Source organism: Streptomyces sp. P9-2B-2, from assembly GCF_030406865.1.
In the GTDB taxonomy this organism is placed as follows: domain Bacteria; phylum Actinomycetota; class Actinomycetes; order Streptomycetales; family Streptomycetaceae; genus Streptomyces; species Streptomyces platensis.
In genome coordinates, this window is record NZ_CP129126.1 from 1,515,765 (window position 1) to 1,532,633 (window position 16,869).

Here is a 16,869-nt window from a genome sequence, read left to right on the forward strand (position 1 = left end):
TCGCCGAATTTCTACCACTTCTCAACGGTATCTCGCCCGGCGATCACGAGGCCGCGTACCCAGGTCCGCGGGATCCCACCCCACCCCGGTTTGTGAGTCACCCCACGGAAGGACCGCCCGCGCGGTCCGCCGGGGCGTCACAGATCGGCTTCCTCGCCCATGTACAGCCCGGCGAACGCCTTCGCCGCGGACTCCGACCCCAGCAGCCGCCGCAGCCGCGCCCGCGCCGTGCCCGCCCGGAAGCGGTCACCGGACGAGGCACCGTGCAACACATAGGAGAGCCACTCGGAGAACTCCAGGTACTGCCAGACCCGCCGCAGACACGCCTCCGAATATCCGGCAAGCCCGCTGTCGTCGCCGTCGTAGTGCGCGATCAGCGCGTCGCCGAGCAGCAGCGCGTCATTGATCGCGAGGTTCATGCCCTTCGCGGCGATCGGCGCGACCAGATGCGCCGCGTCACCCGCCAGGTGAAGGCGGCCGAACACCATCGGCTCCACCACATAGTTGTGCATGTCCAGGACCACCTTCTCGATCACCGGCCCTTCGGCGAGCGGCGGGGCGCCGTCCGCGGCGAGCCGGACGCGCAGCTCGTCCCACACCCGGTCATGCGACCAGTTCCCGGCGTCCTCACCCGGCGCGACCTGGAGGTAGTAGCGGGTGACCCGGTCGCTGCGGGCCATATGGGCGCCGAACCCGCGCTCGTGGATACCGAAGATCACACCGTCCGCGGACGGCGGTGCCTCGGCGAGGAGGGCCAGCCAGGCGACGCCGTGGTCATGGCGGGTGAAGTCCGCCCGGCCGTCGGGGACGGCCGCCCGGGACACCCCGCGGGCGCCGTCGCAGCCGGCGATGAAGTCACACTCGATCCGGTGCCGGGCACCGGTCACCGGATCGGTGTACGACACCGCCGGCCGGTCGCTGTCGATGTCGTGCAGCGCCACCTCACGTACCCCGAAGCGGACCTCGCCGCCCGCCCGGTCCACGTACGACGCCACGAGGTCGGTGACCAGGAGCGGCTGCGGATAGACGAAGTGCCGGCGGCCCGACAGCTCCCCGGTCCGCATCGTGTGCCGCTCCCCGTCGAACCGGAACTCGAACTCGCCCTGTGTGGGGGCCCGTTCGAGCAGTCGATCGGCCAGCCCGTGCCGGGCCAGTGCGCGCACCACCCACTCCTCCATGAACCCGGCCCGCGGCCGCTGCTCGATGAACTCCCGGCTCTCCGCTTCCAGCAGCACACAGTCGACTCCGGCGGTGCGCAGCAGATTCGCCACGGTGAGCCCGGCGGGACCGGCGCCGATGATGACGACGCGGGTGCGTGTGACGGGGAGAGGGGCGGTGGAGGACACGTCGCGAGGTTCCCTTCGGGGGCGAGGAAAGATCGCTGGCAGTATGGCGGTTGCCCCGAAGAGACGGTCCGGCGCCCCTGCGCACGGCCAGGGCACCGGCGAGCGGCCCGGTCACCCGTGCGGGGCGCCGGACCGCCGGCCGGTGCGGCGCGCGTCCGGTCTACGCGCTGCCCGTGAGGCTGGCGAACACCACCACGTTGTCGGGGAAGTAGTGCTGCCCCTTGTCGTACTCACCGCCGCAGGTGATCAGGCGGAGACCGGCGTGATCGAGGTTCTTGTACACCTCGAGCGTGGGGAACTTGTTCTTCGGGTACTGGGCGATGCGGTCGACGGTGAACTTCGCCGTCTTCCCGTCCTGCCGGGACACCTCGATGGTGTCCCCCCGCTTCATCGACGACAGCTTCTGGAACACCGACGGCTTGCCGTTCCAGGAGACATGGCCGGCGATCACCGCCGGTCCCTGGGAGCCGGGCGTGGGCCCCGGCTGGTACCAGCCCGCCTTGTCGGGGTCCCGGGGCGTCTCCATGGCACCGTTCTTCTGCTGTCCCAGTGTCTCCAGCGTGGAGGAGACCTGGAGCGACGGGATGGAGAGCCGCTGCGGAGCCGACTTCGGCATACTGGCGGCCGCCTTGCTCCCGGAGCCGCCGCCCGGCGCCGCCTCGTCGGACGACTGCCCGCCGCCGTCAGCCGGCGGCTGCCCCGCGGGGAGCGACCGGGGCGGCGCCGCGTCCTGCCCTCCGCACCCGGCGAGGAGCAGGGCCGACAGGGCCGCGGCGACGGCGTAGCCGGTGGCGCGGTGGCCCCGGCGGCGTACGGTGCTCATGGTGTCCTCGTACCGGCGGTTCACGCGGCGGCCCCGTTGTCCCCGGCCCGCCCGGCGGCGAGGACGTTCTTCCGGCGCCGTACGAGGGCCAGCGCCCCGGCCGTCGCCACGAGGGCGGCCCCGCCCGCACCCAGCACAGCGGCCGGCACCCCGTCCTCCTCGACGGGCCCGGTGCCGGTCTCGACACCGCCGACCGGAATGGAACCCACCGCGGCACCCAGGACCTCACCGCAGTTGGTCGGGGCGGTGGCCTCCTGGGGGAGCTTCGGGTCGAGTTCGCTCTTGCCCGCCCCCTCGAAGTCGTACTTCTTGTTGTCGTTGCGGTCGATGCCGTGCTGCACGATGTGCAGGTCCTTGATGTGGTCGACCACGTCCTGGGAGACCGGGATGGTGCGCTCGTAGGAGAGCTTGCCCTGCGCGTTCGCCACGGGCATGCGGTCGACGGCGAGGCCGCTCATCATGTCCGTGGGGCCCTTGGTGGTGAGCGAGATGTTGATATTGCCGTAATCGACCGTGGCTTCGGTGTTGTTGAGGACGCCGTCACCGTTCGTGTCGTCGCTCGCGTCCGGGCAGTGGAAGTCATGGCCGTCGGTGGAACCGTGGAGGTGCTGAGCGGAGGGCTGGCCGGGCACCAGCCCCTCAGACTCGATCTTCACGGTCAGCTGCCTGCCCTGGAGGCTGAGCATCGCCGTGCCCTTGGAACCGGAGTTGTTCAGCTGCGCCAGGTTGATCTGGAACGCTCCGGTGCCCTGGGCGACGGCCTGGGACGAGGCGCCTACGGTGAGGGCCAGGGCGGCGGGCAGAGCGACGACTACGGCGAGGTGGCGGGTGCGCTTGGCTATCACGATCGTTCCTTTTCCGGCGGCCTCCGCGGAGGAGGGGGGACCGCACGTCGTCCGGGTTCGACAGCAACACCTCGGCGAGGTGTCACGCGTCATTCGGAGCCGCAACGCCCGCGGATTGGTGGTGGATTGAAAAAAGTTTTGGCGGCCTTCGCCGGGGCCCGCGACGGCGCCTCCCCGGCGTTCTCAGGGGCAGTTGCTGAGACTGCTCAGACGAAGGGCAGCTCGGCACAGTGGCAGGCGCCCAGGGAGCCGCCGAACGCTTGAGGGGACGAGGTGGCTCCCGTAGCCCCTCCCCGGCTCCGCCTGCGGGCCTCGTCGGCGAGGATCCAGCGCCGGTGCAGCTCCACCAGTTCGTCCGGCGGGCGCCCCGCACCGCCTGGCGAGACGGTCGGCGGGAGCGAAATCCCTCGGCACTGCATCACCGTGGCAATACCGGTGCAACGTGGCCACGCTCATATGCGACTGCCCGGCGAGAACGCCATAACTACGGCCGGAGCGCTCCTTCAGCCGACGCAACTGCCGTGCGAACTCCGCCGTTTCCGTCCCCACCGTGCGCCCCTGTTCGTTCCGCCGTTCCAGGAAAGCATTCCAGGCAGTGGTCGTTTCCCCAGGTCAGAACCTGTTTCAGCGTTCCGGCTTCTCTCATTGTCCGGGATCGGTTGGCACCCGGGCGCCCGCCGCGCAGGCTGTGGGCAGCACCACCGAGACGGGAGATGCCATGCGAACCCGCTGGTGTATCAGCGATGTTGTCGCGGTCGCCGTGCTGATCATCTGTGCCGCGGTGGTGATCTCGCTGATCATTCGCTATTGAAACCCTTGCTAGGAGAAGTCGAATCACCATGCGCACCATCCGATCCCGTACCGCAGCCGCCGCCACCGCCGTCGTTCTCGCCGGCCTGTCCCTGACCGCCTGCGAGAGCGACAGCGATGCGGCGTCCGGCGGCCAGTCCGCGGCACGCCCGGAATCCGGCGCCCCGAGCCAGCCGGGCGGCGACACCGGCGGCACCGGCGGCACCGGCAAGGCCGAGGGCCAAGGTTCCGGGTCTTCCGGGTCCGGGTCCGGCTCCGGGCCTGGCTCCGGGCAGGGCGCCTCCGGCGGTCAGGGCAAGGGCGGCGGAAAGACCGGCGGCGGGGCGAACCAGGGCGCCGGGAGCGGCCCGTCGGGTCCCTGTACGGGAGCGACCGTCAAGACCGTGGTCAGCAACGTCAAGCGTCCCATCAATCACTTGCTCCTCACGATCACCAACACCGGATCCCGCGCCTGCTACGCCTACTCCGCGCCCCTCCTGGGCTTCGACGACGACCAGTCGGTGACCCGGATCATGGAGGACAGCAAGCCGCAGGCCGTCGTGACCGTCGCCCCTGGCCGGTCCGCCTACGCCGCGATCCAGCTCAGCGGCGAGCCCGGCGGTGACACCCATGGCCGCACCGCCCAGCGCCTCACCGTGCACTTCGCTCCGCGCAACGGCTCCGGTTCGGTGGGCACCCCCGCCAAGCTCACCCTGCCCGCGAACACGCACAAGGACGACAACGCCGCCGTCACCTACTGGCAGAACTCGGCGTCCGACGCACTGACCTACTGATCACGCCAATGGCGCGCTGACGTAACGGGGCGGCCGGCCACCGCCCCGTTCAGCACGCCTCCCTCACCCCAGCTGCTTGGCGATCTCACGGGAAAAGGCCGCGACCCGGGTGTAGACGCCCGGCGTCGGTGTGGCGGCGTCGCTGTTGGCCAGCCAGCTGACGATCCCGATCAGCCTGCCACCGGCGACGAGCGGGCCGCCGCTGTCACCCTCGGCATGATGGGCGCCGGTGACGGAATTGTTGGCACAGACGTGCATCGTGGGATCGAAGTCGCCCCCGGGGTTGAGCCGTTGGCACGTCCGGTCGGGGAGCACCCGCAGGTGCGCCGCCCGGAGCGCGTTCGCCGACCGGTTCTCGTAATCCAGCAGGCCCCAGCCGTAGACCCGTGCGCCGGTACCGGGGCGGTACAGCCCGGTGTCGGCGGCGGTGGCTATCGGCAGCGGGGTGTACTGCGGCGGCATCGGCTTGTCGAGCGTGAGGACGGCGACATCGTTCTCCAGATGGCGGCCGAACCGCGGATGGATCCAGACCTTGGTCACCTTGCGCATCCGGCCCTCGTGACGGCGGAGGTCGGTACGGCCGGCGACCGTCCCCAGATCGGTGGGCGCCTCGTCCACGACGCAATGGGCCGCGGTGACAACCTTCGTCGGCGTGACGAGGGTGCCGCCACAGAACTGCCCCGAGCGCGGGTAGGTGTCGGTCTGCCGCCACAGATTGATCGCGACGACCCAGGGTGCCGCCGCCGTAGTGGTCTTCTGCCCTCCGACGACGGCCTGGGCGGTGGGTGCCGGCAGCCCGGCGAAGCCGGCCCCGACGAGCACCATGAGCCCCACCAGAACCGGCCACCGCAGGTAGCTGTGCCGTGTCATCCGCATACTCCGTCCCACCCCCTAACCGGCGATCTGGCTCTGGAGGAGCGAGTAGTAGGAAGCCGACTTCACCGCGACTCCCGGATAGAGACGGCTGGTGCAACTGCCGCCCCCACTGATGACCCCTACGAGCCGCCCCCGCACCACGACCGGTCCCCCACTGTCCCCGGAGCACGCACTGACGCCGCCCGCCGGATAGCCGATGCACATCGTGTACGCCGAGCGGTACCTAAGGGTGCCGTACGCCGTGATGCACTGCTCATCGCCCCTGTTGGGGATCAGCGCGGTCTGCAACGGCGGCACCCGGGTGTCGTCGTCGCGGCCCGTTGTGGAACCCCAGCCCAGCACCCGGTTGGGCGTGCCTTCCTCGTACAGCTTCTGCTGCGCCGGGGTGGCGAGCGGCAGAGTGCGGTACGGCATAGGGGCGTTGAGGGTGAGGACGGCGAGGTCGTGGGCGTAGGTGGCGCCGTGCCCTTCGGTATCGGCCTTGGGGTGGATCCACAGCTTCGTCACCTTGCGCACGGTGCCCTTACGGGTATCCCGTAGGTCCTCCCGGCCGCCCACCACCCGCACACCATCGACGGTGGCCGGGCTCACGCAGTGGGACGCGGTCAGCACCTTCCGCGGCGCGACGAGTGTGCCCGCACACTCCGGCTCCTTCACGTCCTGCGACGTCAGCGCCACGGTCCAGGGATATTTCTTGATCTCGGCCCGGTCTCCCCCGACCACCGCGGCGGCGGGCGGGGCAGCCGACGCCACCAGCGCCGCCCCCGCCACAACCACACCCACCCAGGCAGCACGGGGTGTTCTCGCCTTACCCATCAGTCCTCCATTGGCGAGAGAACAAAGTCGCCCATGGAGAGGCCCCGATCCGCAACGCGGTTGCCTGCCCATCCCCGCCACCCGCAAATGGCCGACCGGAGCCCGGACCTCTTGACAGCGCTGCGCCACACAAGCGCCGAGACCTCGACGACCTGAGGCCCACGACCGGGCACGCCGGCCCGCTACCGGCTGGTCTCGACCCGAAGTGGCCCACCACCACAGCCCGAACACCGCTTATTGGCCAACCTCGCCCAAGTTCACCACCACGCACACCATGCATGAGAAAGATCGGACTGCTCCGCACGACCGTCGAACGGTTCCGCCGTGGCCGCCACACCGACCGGTTGTAGCCTCAGCCCTTATGAGTTGGCTGCCTGACGACTTCGTCCACCCCGTGTACGTGCCCGTGCCCGACACCACGCTTCACCTGCGGCCGATCCGGGAGGCGGACACCCCGCTCGACTACCCCGCCGTGATGGGCTCCCGTGAACGCCTGTGGGAGATCTTCGGCCCGGCCTGGGCCTGGCCCGCGGAGACGATGACCTATGAAGCGGACCGCATCGACTTGCTGCGGCACGAGAGGGAGATAGCCGCGCACCAGTCGTTCAACTACGCGCTGCTGGACGAGGAGGAGACGGCGATCCTCGGCTGCGTCTACATCGACCCGCCCGAGCGCACCGGCTCCGACGGAGAGGTCTCCTGGTGGGTGGTGGACGACCTCGTCGGCGGCGAGGCGGAACGCGCGCTCGACGCGCTGGTGCCGCAGTGGATCGCCGCCGACTGGCCCTTCCAGCAGCCCCGTTACCTGGGCCGCGACATCACCTGGCATGACTGGCTCGCGCTGCCGCCCACCTCGTGACACGTCCGAGGCGGTGCCTGGGCACGCCGATGGGCCGCAGAGGCCCGTCGGCAGGGCGTGCCGCAAACACCGTCACCGGCCTCGGAGTTGAAGGGACACCACGATGAGATCACGCAGTGGTTTCGGCGCTCCCTCGTGGTCGCCCGCGGCGATTTCGGAGAGCGTGCCGAACGATCCGGGGTAGAGCATGACCGGCAGGCCCCTGTCTTTGAGGCAGCAGAATATGGCGAACTCTTCGAGGAAGTAGTCCAAGGACCGCTGGATGCGCCGTTCCAGTTCCGCTTCCGGGGCGCCGCCCGAATTCTTGCTGTGATAGCCGCGGCCGAACGCCTCCAGAGAGGTGCGGAACCCGGCGTCCTGGCCGAAGTAGTCCCGGAGCATCCGGTGATAGCTCTGGTAGCTGTCCCAGGTCTGCACCTCGCTGCAGTTGATGAAGGTGAAGTCCGTGCGCTCTTGGAATTCGTGAAAAATCTGAGCCTGGTCGTCGATGAATTCCCGTCCCAGGCGCAGTCCTTCGGCCAGGGCTTCCGGCGGGCGCAGGCCGCGGGTGGACTCCACGGTGATGCGGTGGATGCTGTCACCGACGAGCACGGTGCATCGCGGAAATCTCCTGGATATCCATTGCGCCATGCTCCGCACCTTGGCCGGGCGGAAGCTGCTGTTCTCCAGACTGATGCCCAGGAAACAACTGCTGTGCGCTTCGAAGTCATGAAGGCGGGAAATCGGCGAGACAAACGAGATGCCGGTCCTGTACCGCCCTCTCCCCGAGGGCGGAGAGGTCTGCTTCGGAACGGCGAGCGGGGAGGCTGCTTCGGACGGCATCACACCAACCAGTTCGTGGGGTAGGCAGGCGACAAAGGCCGCGGTGAGGTCACACTGCAACACGCCCTGAATTGGCCGTACAGATGTTCCCTTGGTGACTAGCGAAACCCACCGTACGGTCGGTAAACGGCTCGACAAAGAAGATTTTGAGCCAGGCGATCATGCAGCAATCAGCGAGTCACCGGGCTTCTTCCCCGCTACGGCCACCTGATGAACCAGCAGCTCCGAGAGAGAATCCAGGAGTTCGAGGGCCGCCCGCATCCGTGCCTCCGGGGCCACACCACAGTGACCGAAAAGCGCCGCACGGTGGTGAATCAGCGGCATGGAACAGCGGCCGAGGTACAGCGGATTCCCGCCACGGGGAGGGAAGTTCGGTGACCGGGAACTCGGCGGCGCCAATTCGCCGACACCCCTGCTCTTGCCGGCGCCTTCGCGGTCGGTCGCCCATGCCCGTCCGGACGGGAGGTGGAGAGTTCGCCCGACGACTACGCACAGCTCACCGCCCCGAAGGCGAAGGGAGCGCCGAGGCCGGGGGCCACCGGCCGTTGCCCAGGTCCCTCAGCGTCATGGCCTGGTGCCGCGCATCCCACGCGAAGACCATGCGGAACTCGTCACCGGGCGCGGCCCTGGGCTCATGGACAACCAGTTTGTGGTCGGCGATCTCCACCGACTGCGGGTAACCGGTGGCGCCCAGGATCTTGGTCACCACCCCGTTCTTGAGCGTGTAGACGTAGAGAAACAGGAAGTGGTTTTCCCGCTCGACGCCGACGATCAGCTCGTCCTTCCCGTCGCCGGTCAGGTCGTGGTACTCGGGGGCCCGTACGGGACAGGACCGCGAGCCCGGCTTGGCAGCACAGGCGCGGATCCTGCGCTCCTCGTCCTTGTAGTAGATCGACATGTAGCTACGGGTATCCGCGTCGATCTGCGCCAGGAGAACGGAGCCCGTGGAGACCTTCCGGATGTCCCCGGACGGCACCCGCGGCAGCGCGGTCAGTGACTGCGGCGTCTCCTGCCCACCCGTGGCCGGCGAGGGCGGCGGCGCGGCCTTCCGATCGGGCCACAGTCGTTGCGGCGCGGTGAGCGCAGTGGCATGCCCGGCACTCCTGGGCGCATCACCCTCCTGGCATCCGCCCAGCAGCACCGCCGCACCCGCCACCACGATCGCCAACGCCCCCGCCCGTAGGGCAGCACCCGGCGAGCCCGCACCACGGACCAGGGGCGTGACGTGGCGTATCCGCGCTGTGCTCATCGCTCCTCCGCGGCGATCGAACAATATCGCCCATGGAGATGCCGCACACCACCGCACGGTTGCCTGTCACCACCTGGGCGGCGACTCGTGGTCACGGTCGACGACGCAGGCGTCCTACGGTCCGGCGATCCGTGGCCTGACCTTGGCGTCCGCGCCCCTGCGTCAGCTGTGCTGGGCCCGGTCGTACACCTTCTTGGCCGTGGCTCCCAGCACCTCTCCCTGCATCTCGGTCGGTGTCAGGGAGTCCAGTGCACTGTTGACCGAGACCAGGGTGCCCTTGCCGGTAGTGGCGTTGAAGTCGGCCAGCCACGGGCCGCCGCTGGAGCCGCCGCTCATGTCGCAGGGGATGGCCTGTACGCCGCTCTTCTCCTTGGCCGTACCGACGCAGTGGAGGAGTTCCTCGCCGAGCTGCGGGCGGGTGGCCGAGTAGCCGAACGCGGAGATGGTGCCGCCAACGGGGCGGTTGAAGGCGATGTCCTGGCCGCCCACGACGTCGGTGAGCTTACGGCCGCTCTTGTCGGCGTCGACGACCAGCGTGGACAGGTCGTCGGTGGAGTCGTTCTCCCAGGCGCGCGGGGTGACGGCGGTGCGGACCGCGAACGCGCCGTAGGGCATCTTGCCCTTGCTGTAGGCGGGGACGAACACCATCTCGATGTGGGTGTTGAAGGGAGAGGAGCCCCGGCGCACACAGTGTGCAGCGGTCATCACGGCGGAGCGGTTGGCGCTCTTGACGGCCGTGGCCGTGCACCAGGTATCGGCGCCATTCGCGTTGACGAAGAACAGCCGCCCCACGGTCTTCAGAGCGGTGCCCCGCCACGGCTTGGCCTTCGGCCCGGTCGGACCGAGGTCCACGGACTTCCCGACGGCCTTGATGCGGGCGGGCGTCCAGTAGGCGAGGGCTTCCTGGCGCTCCTTGGCGGTGTACGACAGGACGGAAACCGGGTCGGCCGAGGCGTCAGGGGCCGGGCCGGTCACAGCCGTCGCCGGGATCGGGACAGCGAGGACGAGGGCCGTACCGGCCACTGCGAGTCCCGTGGCCCGCCCACGAAGGCGCCGGATCGCGGAAGTGGATGTCTCGGACAAGGCAGGTGTCTCCTCGGCTGGCACAGGCAGCGGACAGGGGTGGTCAGTTCACCCCGCAAGAGAGGTCAACCCACCTATTTGGTTGCGTTGTTGATGATCCGTGACATAAATGCGCGATGCCCGATGTATCGCGCCCCGGCACCCGGAGCGGCCGACCCGAACCGCTCCGGTCGCTGACCGCTCCGGCCAACGGACCGCTCCGGCCGGCCACGGACGAGGCGTGGCCCCGGCGCAACTGCACCGGGGCCACGCAGGGAGGTATGGGGCGTCAGAACGTCCAAGTGGTGTACCACGTGGCCTGGCTGGAGGGATGTGCCAGGTCGGTGGAGACGCCGCTGAGGCGGCCGTCAGCGCCGCGGGAGCCTATGTAGCGACCCCTCGATCCGTCGCTCCAGGCGATGACGAAGGAGAGGTAGGAACCGTCCACGAACCCCTCGATGGTGCCCGTCGTCGCACTCCCCGTCCTGGCAACGCCGGTGAGCTCGCCCTGGCCGTCCTGCGTCACGGAGAGCGTGGCGTTGGCCGAGTTGCTCTGGTGCAGGGTCCAGATCCCTCCGACGTTGAAGCCGGCCGCGGCCGCCTTGGCCACCACGGCGGAGGGCCGGTGCGCCGCGGCCTGAGCGGCGGGTGCGACGAGGACGGTGCCACCCAGTGCGACGGAGAGAGCCACGGCGGCCGTAACGAGTCTGACGCGCATGCGGATTCCTTTCCCTAAAGAACCATTTATCCGGCATAGGGCCTTCTGCGAAGCCATGAGCTTCGCAGTAGCGCCCGTTCCCAACCAGGCGAGAACCGGTCATTGGCGGACATGAGGGTGGCCGGAATAGGACATGGACGGTGGCCCTCATCGCCGTACTTGAATCCAGTGGTCCTGACGCCCACTTCGCCCCCCACTCCCCCACCACCCCCGAAATGGTCCCCGCCCGCACCCTCCGCCCCCGAAGTGTGGTGGTCGGCCACATGTGCGTCTGGGCTGGGCGTTCCTACGGTGTGGCGGTACGAAGCGTCTTCGTCCTCGTCTGGAAGTGGTGCCGATGTCCTCCCCCGCGACCGCCAGCCCACCGCCACCCGCCCGGCTCAAGCGCATCGTTGCCGCGAGTCTCATCGGCACGACCGTGGAGTGGTACGACTTCTTCCTCTATGGGTCCGCTGCCGCGCTGGTGTTCAACAAGCTGTTCTTTCCCGGGTCGGATCCGCTGGTCGGGACGCTGTTGGCGTTTCTGACGTATGCGGTGGGGTTTGCGGCGCGGCCGGTCGGGGCGTTGGTTTTCGGGCATTACGGGGACCGGCTGGGGCGCAAGAAGTTGCTGGTGGTGAGTCTGCTGCTGATGGGGGGTGCGACGTTTGCGATCGGGTTGCTGCCGACGCATGCGACGGTGGGCACGGCGGCGCCGGTGCTGCTGACCGCGCTGCGGCTGGTGCAGGGGTTCGCGCTGGGCGGGGAGTGGGGCGGCGCGGTGCTGCTGGTGTCGGAGCACGGGGACGCGCGGCGGCGCGGGTTCTGGGCGTCGTGGCCGCAAACCGGGGCGCCTGCGGGTCAGTTGTTGGCCACCGGGGTGCTGTCGGTGATGACGGCGGTGTTGTCGGATGCGGCGTTCGTGTCCTGGGGGTGGCGGGTGCCGTTCCTGCTCTCGGGCGTGTTGGTGGTCGTGGGGCTGTGGGTGCGGCTCTCGGTGGATGAATCGCCGGTGTTTCAGGCCGCGTTGGCGCATGCAGAGGCCCGGCGGGCGGAGGGTGCCGCGGTGGAGAGGATGCCGTTGGTGGCGGTGCTCAGGCACCACTGGCGGGATGTGCTGATCGCGATGGGGGCGCGGATGGCCGAGAACATCTCGTACTACGTGATCACGGCCTTTGTGCTCGTGTACGCGACCTCGCACACCGCGCTGTCGCAGCAGACCGCGCTGAACGCCGTATTGCTCGCCTCGGCGCTGCACTTCGCGGTGATCCCCGCCTGGGGCGCGCTCTCGGACCGGATCGGGCGCAGGCCGGTCTATCTGCTGGGCGCGGTCGGCGTCGGCGTCTGGGCATTTCCGTTCTTCGCGCTCGTGGATAGCAGCCGGTTCGGGCCGCTGCTGCTCGCGGTGAGCGTCGGGCTGGTCTTCCACGGTGCGATGTACGCGCCGCAAGCGGCCTTCTTCGCGGAGATGTTCGCGACCCGGATGCGGTACTCGGGCGCCTCGATCGGCGCCCAGTTCTCGTCGGTCGCGGCCGGTGCGCCCGCCCCGCTGATCGCGACCGCGCTGCTCGCCGACTACGACAGCCCGACGCCGATCGCGCTGTACGTCATCGCGGCCGCGCTGCTGACGCTGGTCGCGGTGGGTGTGGCGCGGGAGACCCGCAGCCGGGACCTCGCCGACATGGACGGCGGCGCGGTGCCCGGTGGGGGCCGTACGGCCGATGCGGGTTCGGCCGGTCCGGACGGCGGGGCATCGACGGCCGTACCGTCCGGAGGGGCCTGAGAAACCTGATGTACGGCGGGGGCGTGGCGGGCCCGGGGACGCTCCGGGAGACGGGGCAGCAGGCCCGCCACGCCCCCGCCGGGCGTCAGGAGTGGCTCTTGCCCTTCATGGAGTCCTTCATCCCGCGGGCGTTCTCCTTGGCGTCGCTCATCGCTTCCTTGGCCCTGCCCTTGGCCTCGTCCGCGCGGCCCTCGCCCTTCAGCCGCTCGTCGCCCATGATCTTGCCGGCCTTCTGCTTGGCCTTGCCCTTCATCTTGTCCATGCCGCCCTTGTCACCCATGTCGCACTCCTCTGTAGTGGGGGGAAAGCTTCGGCACCACGCTGCCGCAGGTCGCGACGGCGCGCACCCGGAGGCGGCCATCGGTAGGGACCACCTGTGGGCACGCCGCGCATCCTCGCTCCCTGCTACGCGCCGGTATCGCCCACCACGGCGGAGGAGAGCTGGTGCAGCCGCAGCGCCAGCTGGATCTCCAGGGCGCGCGCCGGGGTCTGCCAGTCGGGTCCCAGCAGCCGGCTCACCCGGTCCAGGCGCTGCGCCACGGTGTTGACATGCACGTGCAGCGCCTCCCTGGTGCGGGCCGGGCTCATTCCGCAGGCGAAGTAGGCGCCGAGGGTGTGCAGCAGTTCCGTACCGCGGCGGGCGTCGTAGTCGGTGACCGCGCCCAGCGTGCGGTGGACGAAGCCGTGGACATCGCGGGTGTCGGCGAGCAGCAGGCCGAGGAAGCCGAAGTCGGCGGCGGCCGCGCCCTGGCCGGCCCGGCCCAGCACCCGCAGCGCCTCCCGGCAGCGGCCGGCCTCCGCGTAGGCGTCCGCGACCGCCGCGGGGCGGGCGGCGGGGGCCGGGACCGGGGCCGAGGCGCCGACCGTGACGGGCAGGTGCAGCGCGGCACCGAGCCGGGCTGCGGCCTCGCGGGCGGCGTGCGCCGGGTCGCCGCCGGGATCGAGCGGCAGCAGCAGGACGGCGCCGCCGTCCCGTATGGCGGCCAGGCCCCGGCGGGTGGCGGCGAGATGGGAGGCCGCCGACCAGAGCCGGCGGCGGTCGGCGCCGTGGGAGTGGGCGTCGTCGTCCCCGTCGGTCCGGGCGGCCAGGACGACATGCGGCGCGTCCAGGTCGGCGCCGACCCGGGCCGCGCGTTCCCGGAGCAGCCGGGGGTCGCGGTCCGCGGCGTTCAGCAGATCGTCCAACAGCTCGCCGCGCACCCGCTGTTCGGCCTCACCGGCGGTCCGCCGGGCGAGCAGCAGCAGGGAGGTGACCATGGCGGCCCGTTCCAGGGTCCGCTGGTCGACCGGGTCGAGGGCCGGGTGGCCGCGCAGTACGAGGGCGCCCAGGACCTCGCCGCCCGCCCCCACCGCCGCGACCCAGTCCGCGCCGTCCCGTACGGCGTGCCCGTCGGCACGTGAGCGGTCCAGGGCCTCGGCCGGTGCCGCGCCGGGCTCGGTGAACTCGACCTCGCCGTCGAGCACTTCCGCCACCGCCCCGGCGACGTCCTGGACCCCGCCGCCGCGCAGCACCAGTTCGGTCAGCCGGTCATGGACGTCCGAGGCGCGCTCGATGACCGCGCTGCGGTCGCGGATGATCTCGTTCGCGGCCTCCAGTTCGGTGAGTGTCTTACGGGTCCCGTCAAGGAGGTTGGCGGTGTCGATGGCGACGGCGGCATGGGCCGCGTGGGCGGCGAGCAGGGCGATCTGGCCGTGCTCGAAGATCCGCTCACGCCGGTCCGCGGCGAACAGCACCCCGATGACGCCGCTGCCGAGCATCAACGGCACCCCGAGGATCGCCACCAGCCCCTCGTCCTGGACGCCCGAGTCGATGGTGCGGGTGTGCCGGAACCGCTCGTCGTGGAAGTAGCTGTCGGTGACATACGGGCGGGCGGTCTGCGCGACCAGCCCGCCCAGCCCCTCGCCCATCCCGAGCCGCAGCTGCTGGAACCGCGCCGAGACCGAGCCGTCGGTGACCCGCATATAGGTGTCACCGGCGGACGGGTCGTGGAGGGTGAGGTAGGCGGCCTCGGTGCCCAGCAGGGAGCGGGCCCGGCGGACGATCGCCCGCAGCACCGCGTCGAGGTCCCGCAGCCCGGCCAGGTCGTGCGCGGTGGCGTAGAGCGCGGACAGCTCGGCCTCGCGCCGCCGGCGGTCCTCCAGTTCGGCGCGCACCCGCAGCGCGTGCAGCTTGGCCCGCTCCAGTGCGGCGAGGCGGCCGGCGGACGCGCCCCCGGCACGGGCCCGCAGCACCGGACGCTCGTACTCCTCGGCCGCGGCGCCGGCCGCCAGCAGACCGAGGAAGGGTGCCTCGGCCGGGTCGTGGCCGTCTTCGCCCGGCGGGGTGCCCTCCGGTGCGTACGGAACGGGCGCCGCCCGCGGGGTGTGCACGGACTCGGGGCCCGGCTCGGGTGCCGGCTGTTCGGTGGGCATGGTCACAGGGATACCTCCGGGTCGTCGCGGTGCGCCGGCCTCCGCCGCCCGGACACGGACCGGGGGCCGCTCAGTGCGCAGTCCAGCCCCCGTCCAGGGCGAGCGAGGTGCCGGTCACGAAGGACGCCTGCGGGGTGCAGAGATAGGCGACGGCCTCGGCGACCTCCGCCGGTTCGATCAGCCGCTTGAGGGCGGAGTCGGCGAGCAGGATCTCGGCCAGTACGCGTTCCTCGGGGATGCCGTGCGCGGCGGCCTGGTCGGCGAGCTGCCGTTCGACCAGCGGGGTGCGGACATAGCCGGGATTGACGCAGTTGCTGGTGACGCCGTGCGGGGCGCCCTCCAGGGCCGCCGTCTTGGACAGCCCTTCCAGACCGTGCTTCGCCGCGACATACGCCGACTTGAAGGGGGACGCCCGCAGCCCGTGCACGGACGAGATGTTGATGACCCGGCCCCAGCCCCGCGCGTACATATGGGGCAGTGCGCCCCGCAGCAGCCGGAAGGGCGCCTCCAGCATCACGGTCAGGACCTCGTGGAAGACCTCCGGCGGGAACTCCTCGATGGGCCGGACGAGCTGGAGGCCCGCGTTGTTGACGAGCAGATCGGCGCCGTCCGCGATCCGCTCGGCGGCGTCCAGATCGGTGAGATCCAGGGCGCACGGTTCGATCCGGCCACGGGCGCCGTTCGGGTGGTCCGTCACGAGGCGGGCCAGGCCGTCGGCGTCCCGGTCGACCGCGCGCACCGTGGCACCGGCCGCCGCCAGCCGCAGCGCGCAGGCGCGTCCGATGCCACCGGCCGCGCCTGTGACGAGAGCGGTACGGCCGTCGAGATCGAGGGATACCGGGCCTGGGGTGCCGATCGCGGTCATGTCCGCACCCTAGGCAGCGTGTGGGGCCCGCACCGATGTGGCCCGGCCCCACACTTGGGGGCTCCGGTGTGGTGGCGGCACCTGCCGGGCACCACCGGCGGATCATCGCGGGCCGGTGACCCGGCATCCGACGACTCCCCCGGACCGAGGCCCGCCACGGCCCAGGCGACGCCGCGTGTGCGTCACCCGAACGGCCGTCCCGGATCGCCCGGCGCCCGGCGGGCTCCTAAGGTCTGTGCGGTGGGGCGGCATGCCGTCTGCGCACCGCCGCCACCAGGGAGGCCGACATGCGGAGACTCATCGCCGTACCGACGGTGCTGTTCGCGCTGGCCGCCGCGGGCTGCGGGGACGCGGACGGCGGCCAGGACACAACGGCCGCGGCCTCCCCCACCGGCGCCGGGCCGGACCGTACTCCGGGCGGTGGGGCGGGCTCCGCTTCCCCGACCGTCCCCGGCCAACCGGTGAACTGCGGTGAACTCCCCGACGCACTGGGCCCGGAAGGAGACGTCACCCTCTTCGCCGACCCCGGGGCCGGGGGCACGGTGGGCTGCGGGGAGGCCCGCGCGGTGATGTCCGAGTTCTTTGTGCGGGCACCGCGGGACGCCCGCGACGACCGGGCCACGCTCTCCGTACGCGGCTGGGTCTGCCAGTACGAGAGCGGCCCCACCGGCACCTGGATCACCACCTGCCGCAAGGCCAAACGGGAGATGCACACGGAGGAGCCGCCCGGCGCGAGCACCGAAGAGCCCGGTGCCCCGGACGAGTCGGAGCTGCCGCCGCTTCCCGACGAGTCCGACCCGATGGACGAGCCGTCGACGGAGGAGCTGTAGC

General features: G+C 70.8%; 16 protein-coding genes and 1 pseudogene. 4 read left to right on the forward strand and 13 right to left on the reverse strand.

Annotated elements, in window-relative coordinates; all coding sequences use genetic code 11:
• Window positions 1–137 precede the first annotated feature (137 nt).
• From QT196_RS06415 to QT196_RS06430, 4 genes and pseudogenes are all read right to left on the reverse strand, one after another.
• A complete protein-coding gene (locus tag QT196_RS06415) occupies window positions 138–1,346 on the reverse strand; it encodes a 4-hydroxybenzoate 3-monooxygenase (protein WP_266736364.1) in 1,209 nt (402 codons plus the stop codon).
• Window positions 1,347–1,506: 160 nt separating this feature from the next.
• Window positions 1,507–2,169, reverse strand: coding sequence for a class F sortase (locus tag QT196_RS06420; protein ID WP_168478029.1), 663 nt, complete (start codon window positions 2,167–2,169; stop codon window positions 1,507–1,509).
• A gap of 20 nt (window positions 2,170–2,189) precedes the next feature.
• Window positions 2,190–3,014: a hypothetical protein gene (locus QT196_RS06425; RefSeq protein ID WP_168478030.1), complete on the reverse strand. Its 825-nt coding sequence runs from the start codon at window positions 3,012–3,014 to the stop codon at window positions 2,190–2,192.
• 293 nt (window positions 3,015–3,307) lie between these two features.
• A pseudogene (locus QT196_RS06430) lies at window positions 3,308–3,563 on the reverse strand (helix-turn-helix transcriptional regulator); the annotation flags it as partial.
• Between the two features lie 290 nt (window positions 3,564–3,853).
• Here QT196_RS06430 and QT196_RS06435 point away from each other — a divergent pair.
• Window positions 3,854–4,597: a DUF4232 domain-containing protein gene (locus QT196_RS06435; RefSeq protein WP_290354528.1), complete on the forward strand. Its 744-nt coding sequence runs from the start codon at window positions 3,854–3,856 to the stop codon at window positions 4,595–4,597.
• Window positions 4,598–4,660: 63 nt separating this feature from the next.
• Here the strand turns inward: QT196_RS06435 and QT196_RS06440 are convergent, their stop codons facing one another.
• Both QT196_RS06440 and QT196_RS06445 read right to left on the reverse strand, forming a co-directional pair.
• On the reverse strand, window positions 4,661–5,467 hold the full coding sequence (locus QT196_RS06440; protein ID WP_168478033.1) for a serine protease: 807 nt from the start codon (window positions 5,465–5,467) through the stop codon (window positions 4,661–4,663).
• Window positions 5,468–5,488: 21 nt separating this feature from the next.
• On the reverse strand, window positions 5,489–6,289 hold the full coding sequence (locus QT196_RS06445; protein WP_168478034.1) for a serine protease: 801 nt from the start codon (window positions 6,287–6,289) through the stop codon (window positions 5,489–5,491).
• Between the two features lie 361 nt (window positions 6,290–6,650).
• Between QT196_RS06445 and QT196_RS06450 the strand changes: the two genes are divergently transcribed.
• Window positions 6,651–7,148 carry a GNAT family N-acetyltransferase gene (locus QT196_RS06450; RefSeq protein WP_290354529.1) on the forward strand — a complete coding sequence of 166 codons (498 nt, stop codon included), beginning with the start codon at window positions 6,651–6,653 and terminating at the stop codon, window positions 7,146–7,148.
• A 72-nt stretch (window positions 7,149–7,220) separates the two neighbouring features.
• Here the strand turns inward: QT196_RS06450 and QT196_RS06455 are convergent, their stop codons facing one another.
• The 4 genes from QT196_RS06455 to QT196_RS06470 form a co-directional block, all read right to left on the reverse strand.
• Window positions 7,221–8,033, reverse strand: a complete 813-nt coding sequence (locus QT196_RS06455; protein ID WP_290354531.1) for a tRNA-dependent cyclodipeptide synthase — start codon at window positions 8,031–8,033, stop codon at window positions 7,221–7,223.
• Between the two features lie 433 nt (window positions 8,034–8,466).
• Window positions 8,467–9,219 carry a hypothetical protein gene (locus tag QT196_RS06460; protein ID WP_290354532.1) on the reverse strand — a complete coding sequence of 251 codons (753 nt, stop codon included), beginning with the start codon at window positions 9,217–9,219 and terminating at the stop codon, window positions 8,467–8,469.
• 162 nt (window positions 9,220–9,381) lie between these two features.
• Window positions 9,382–10,302: a peptidase gene (locus QT196_RS06465; protein WP_168478038.1), complete on the reverse strand. Its 921-nt coding sequence runs from the start codon at window positions 10,300–10,302 to the stop codon at window positions 9,382–9,384.
• Between the two features lie 268 nt (window positions 10,303–10,570).
• On the reverse strand, window positions 10,571–10,999 hold the full coding sequence (locus QT196_RS06470; RefSeq protein ID WP_290354533.1) for a hypothetical protein: 429 nt from the start codon (window positions 10,997–10,999) through the stop codon (window positions 10,571–10,573).
• Window positions 11,000–11,336: 337 nt separating this feature from the next.
• On the opposite strand from QT196_RS06470, the gene QT196_RS06475 reads away from it, so the two are divergent.
• Window positions 11,337–12,761, forward strand: a complete 1,425-nt coding sequence (locus QT196_RS06475; RefSeq protein ID WP_248001048.1) for an MFS transporter — start codon at window positions 11,337–11,339, stop codon at window positions 12,759–12,761.
• An 85-nt stretch (window positions 12,762–12,846) separates the two neighbouring features.
• Here QT196_RS06475 and QT196_RS06480 read toward each other — a convergent pair whose 3' ends face one another.
• The 3 genes from QT196_RS06480 to QT196_RS06490 form a co-directional block, all read right to left on the reverse strand.
• Window positions 12,847–13,041 carry a CsbD family protein gene (locus QT196_RS06480; protein WP_168478041.1) on the reverse strand — a complete coding sequence of 65 codons (195 nt, stop codon included), beginning with the start codon at window positions 13,039–13,041 and terminating at the stop codon, window positions 12,847–12,849.
• A gap of 125 nt (window positions 13,042–13,166) precedes the next feature.
• Entirely contained in the window at window positions 13,167–15,173 is a 2,007-nt protein-coding gene (locus tag QT196_RS06485; RefSeq protein WP_266736350.1) for a helix-turn-helix domain-containing protein, read from the reverse strand.
• 70 nt (window positions 15,174–15,243) lie between these two features.
• Entirely contained in the window at window positions 15,244–16,038 is a 795-nt protein-coding gene (locus tag QT196_RS06490; RefSeq protein ID WP_168478042.1) for a 3-hydroxybutyrate dehydrogenase, read from the reverse strand.
• A 287-nt stretch (window positions 16,039–16,325) separates the two neighbouring features.
• Here QT196_RS06490 and QT196_RS06495 point away from each other — a divergent pair, with 287 nt between their 5' ends.
• On the forward strand, window positions 16,326–16,868 hold the full coding sequence (locus QT196_RS06495; protein ID WP_168478043.1) for a hypothetical protein: 543 nt from the start codon (window positions 16,326–16,328) through the stop codon (window positions 16,866–16,868).
• Window position 16,869 lies beyond the last annotated feature (1 nt).

Excerpts from the sequence above, each read along its gene's own strand:
- QT196_RS06420 (WP_168478029.1), bottom strand. The coding sequence starts at position 2,169 with ATGAGCACCGTACGCCGCCGGGGCCACCGCGCCACCGGCTACGCCGTC.
- QT196_RS06435 (WP_290354528.1), top strand. The coding sequence starts at position 3,854 with ATGCGCACCATCCGATCCCGTACCGCAGCCGCCGCCACCGCCGTCGTT.
- QT196_RS06440 (WP_168478033.1), bottom strand. The coding sequence starts at position 5,467 with ATGACACGGCACAGCTACCTGCGGTGGCCGGTTCTGGTGGGGCTCATG.
- QT196_RS06445 (WP_168478034.1), bottom strand. The coding sequence starts at position 6,289 with ATGGGTAAGGCGAGAACACCCCGTGCTGCCTGGGTGGGTGTGGTTGTG.
- QT196_RS06450 (WP_290354529.1), top strand. The coding sequence starts at position 6,651 with ATGAGTTGGCTGCCTGACGACTTCGTCCACCCCGTGTACGTGCCCGTG.
- QT196_RS06460 (WP_290354532.1), bottom strand. The coding sequence starts at position 9,219 with ATGAGCACAGCGCGGATACGCCACGTCACGCCCCTGGTCCGTGGTGCG.
- QT196_RS06470 (WP_290354533.1), bottom strand. The coding sequence starts at position 10,999 with ATGCGCGTCAGACTCGTTACGGCCGCCGTGGCTCTCTCCGTCGCACTG.
- QT196_RS06475 (WP_248001048.1), top strand. The coding sequence starts at position 11,337 with ATGTCCTCCCCCGCGACCGCCAGCCCACCGCCACCCGCCCGGCTCAAG.
- QT196_RS06480 (WP_168478041.1), bottom strand. The coding sequence starts at position 13,041 with ATGGGTGACAAGGGCGGCATGGACAAGATGAAGGGCAAGGCCAAGCAG.
- QT196_RS06485 (WP_266736350.1), bottom strand. The coding sequence starts at position 15,173 with ATGCCCACCGAACAGCCGGCACCCGAGCCGGGCCCCGAGTCCGTGCAC.
- QT196_RS06490 (WP_168478042.1), bottom strand. The coding sequence starts at position 16,038 with ATGACCGCGATCGGCACCCCAGGCCCGGTATCCCTCGATCTCGACGGC.
- QT196_RS06495 (WP_168478043.1), top strand. The coding sequence starts at position 16,326 with ATGCGGAGACTCATCGCCGTACCGACGGTGCTGTTCGCGCTGGCCGCC.